The organism is Ideonella sp. P3_A4, from assembly GCF_056403075.1.
On sequence record NZ_JBFUGE010000704.1, the window covers coordinates 1 to 2,894 of the forward strand.

The 2,894-nt window shown below is 66.1% G+C and carries 3 protein-coding genes, 1 other RNA gene and 1 pseudogene; 4 read left to right on the plus strand and 1 reads right to left on the minus strand.

Features of this window, described 5'->3' with window-relative positions; translation table 11 throughout:
• From AC1DYI_RS31440 to rnpB, 4 genes and pseudogenes are all read left to right on the plus strand, one after another.
• Positions 1-365 (plus strand): annotated as a pseudogene (locus AC1DYI_RS31440) (hypothetical protein); the annotation flags it as partial.
• 149 nt (positions 366-514) lie between these two features.
• Positions 515-1,285 (plus strand): NYN domain-containing protein, encoded by a 771-nt coding sequence (locus AC1DYI_RS31445; RefSeq protein ID WP_477208042.1) that lies wholly within the window; start codon positions 515-517, stop codon positions 1,283-1,285.
• 118 nt (positions 1,286-1,403) lie between these two features.
• Positions 1,404-1,586 (plus strand): hypothetical protein, encoded by a 183-nt coding sequence (locus AC1DYI_RS31450; RefSeq protein WP_477208040.1) that lies wholly within the window; start codon positions 1,404-1,406, stop codon positions 1,584-1,586.
• 61 nt (positions 1,587-1,647) lie between these two features.
• Positions 1,648-2,099: RNase P RNA component class A (gene rnpB, locus AC1DYI_RS31455), an RNA gene on the plus strand.
• 1 nt (position 2,100) lies between these two features.
• Here rnpB and AC1DYI_RS31460 read toward each other — a convergent pair.
• The gene (locus AC1DYI_RS31460) at positions 2,101-2,664 is read right to left on the minus strand and encodes a carboxymuconolactone decarboxylase family protein (RefSeq protein ID WP_477208041.1); all 564 of its coding nucleotides are present in this window, start codon (positions 2,662-2,664) and stop codon (positions 2,101-2,103) included.
• Positions 2,665-2,894 lie beyond the last annotated feature (230 nt).

Below are 2,894 nucleotides of genomic sequence, written 5' to 3' on the forward strand. Positions count from 1 at the left end.
ACCAATACCCGCAGTTCGGCCAATCCAATCGCCGCACGCCGGACATCTCGCTGGACGCCGACCCGGCCAGTGGTGCCTATGTCCGCTACAACGGGGCCTGGTACGTCGTGGGCGGCACCAGCTTGTCGGCTCCGGCGGTCGCCGGCATCGTCAACAACTCGGGCAACAAGCTCGGCGTGGCACCGAGCGGCGGTGGCTACTACTCCAACATGGAGGACAACCTGATCTACGCCCAGTTGTTCACCCAGAAGGAGTACAAGACCAACTACTACGACGTGACGACGGGCAGCAACGGCTCGGCGGCCGGGGTGGGGTGGGACTACTGCACCGGCGTCGGCAGCCCGCGCGGCAGGCTTGGCAAGTGACGATGCGATTGCCCGCGAACTGAGCGTCACACACGACGCGAAGGCCCGGCCCAACCGGGCCTTTTTTCTTGCTGGCGCGGCGCCACAATGCGCCGGCAACCGAAGGGATTCCCGTGAGCAGCCTGCCTCCACCTTTGCCACAGCGCGAGATGCGCATCGCCCTGCTGATCGACGCCGACAACTCGCCGGCCGCGAAGATCGACCTGATCCTCGCCGAGTTGGCCAAGCTGGGTGTGGCGAACATCCGCCGCGCCTATGGCAACTGGAAGAAGAACGAGCTGAAGGGCTGGGAGAAGGTGCTGCACGAATGCGCCATCCGCCCGATCCAGCAGTTCGACGTCAGCAAGGGCAAGAACGCGACCGACATGCTGATCGCGATCGACGCGATGGACCTGCTCTACACCGACCGGCCCGACGCGTTCGGCATCGTCTCGTCGGACGCTGACTTCACACCACTGGTGATGCACCTGCGCGCCAAGGGTGCCACGGTGTATGGCTTTGGTGCGAAGAAGACGCCCGAGCCTTTCGTCGCGGCCTGCTCGCGCTTTCTCTACCTCGAGTCGCTGGGTGAGCCCGACGACGAACCCGAGGCCGACGAGCCGGCGCCGGCCCCCGGTGCGCCGGCACGCAAGCCGCGCGCGGCGCCGAAGAAGCCGGTCGGCACCGAACTGCGGCGCGATGCACGCCTGGTCAGCCTGCTGCGCCGTGCCGTCGATGGGGCGGCTGGCGACGACGGGTGGTCCAACTTGAGCGCGGTGCGGACGCAGATCGCCAACCAGGCCTCGTTCGACCCGCGCAACCACGGCTTCAAGAAGTTCAGCGACCTGGTCGAAGCCATTGGCCTGTTCGACAGCGAGCGCCGCGGCCAGAGCATTTATGTACGCGACAAGCGCCAGGCCAAGGCGGCGCGCGGGGACTGAAACGTTTCGGCACCAAGGTGTTGCCGGCTGCGAAGCTGTGTAAAGCACGGCGTCGCAGGTCGGCGGCGATGGGTTGGGGGACGTTGTCCGGGTATCTCTCGAACACACCGGAGTCCCCATGAACAAGTACCGACGTCCCCTGCTGGTTGTGGCCGCTGCGTTGGCGATCAGCACCCTGATGTCCGCCTGCGTGGTCGTGCCGGCCCGCGGTTACTACCGTTATCACCGCTACTACGGTCAGGCGACGCCGGACCAGGTCGCGCCGCAGGCACCTGCCGCCACGGCCCCGACCCAGGGCTGATGAGCCCTTGGCGCCGGCCTGATCGGGCCGGCGTTGCAGCGCATGGGACAATGCGTCCCGTGAAGCAGGCCAGACCGCCGCTGGTGCAATTGCCGAAAGGCAGCACTGGAGGAAGGTCCGGACTGCACAGAGCAGCGTAGCGGGTAACGCCCGTCCACCGCAAGGTGCGGATCAGAGCCACAGAGACGAGTCTTGCCGGATCGCCCGACCAGGGGTGTTCTACACGGGGCCGGCGCAAGCCGGTCGCCACCGGGCGCAAGCCCGATGGCTCGGGCGCAGCCCGGAACCGGGTAGCCGCCCTTGCCGGGAGGAACGAGCGGCAAGGGTGAAACGCGGCAATCTCTACGCGCAGCAACACCAAATAGGCCGGCATTGAAGCGGCTCGCTGAGCCGGCGGGTAGGTGGCATCGAGCCAGGCGGGTAACCGTCAGGCCCAGAGGAATGGCGGTCACGGCTGCGGTTTCGCAAGAGACCAAGGCTGCACAGAATCCGGCCTATCGGCTTGCTTCACACATTATTCGGCGCGCGCGCGGTGCACATATGCATCGCGCTCTGGCCGGGCCAGCGCGACCTGCATCGCCACGCCGGTGTACAGGCCGATCAGCTGCGTCATTTCGATCAGCGTGGCCTCGTCGAAATGTTCGCGCAGCTGTGCGAACAAAGCATCGTCGATCGCCAGGTGCTTCACCAGCGCATCGGCCAGCGCCATGGCCGCCAGCTCGGCACCGCTCCACAACATCGCATCCGGCTGTGCCTTGCGCGTATCGGCGATCTGCGCCGCACTCAAACCCATGCGCGCCGAGATCGTGTCGACATGCAGGTGCCACTCGTAATCGTTGCGGGCCGCCACGCAAGTGCGCAGGATCAGCAGCTCACGCAGCGCCGGTGGCAGCACACGCCGGTCGAGCAGGCCGGTCGGGCCGAGCAAGCCGCTGTCGACCAGGTGCAGGAACAGCCCCTCGTTGCGCGCCACGGTGCGAAAGATCGCCGGCGGCGTCATCGCTTCGGGCAGCAGGCGGGCGAAACGTTCGCGCAAAGGTGCCGAATACGGCGCCACGACAGGATCGATGCGGGGCATGGTGAGGTCCTTCGATTGAATGCTACTAAAACAGTAGCAATCGAGATGCTACATTAAACGTAGCGACCACAACGAGCCATGGCATCGACCACCGATCTTCACAAGCAGGCCATCAACGCGGCGATGGAGTTGCTGCACCGCCGCTGGATGATGCGTGTCATCTGGGAACTGCGCGGTGGCCCGTTGACCTTCCGCGCGCTGCAGGCGGCTTGCGGTGACCTGTCGCCCAC

Coding starts and splice junctions, on each gene's coding strand:
- AC1DYI_RS31445 (WP_477208042.1), top strand. CDS start 515: ATGCGCATCGCCCTGCTGATCGACGCCGACAACTCGCCGGCCGCGAAG.
- AC1DYI_RS31450 (WP_477208040.1), top strand. CDS start 1,404: ATGAACAAGTACCGACGTCCCCTGCTGGTTGTGGCCGCTGCGTTGGCG.
- AC1DYI_RS31460 (WP_477208041.1), bottom strand. CDS start 2,664: ATGCCCCGCATCGATCCTGTCGTGGCGCCGTATTCGGCACCTTTGCGC.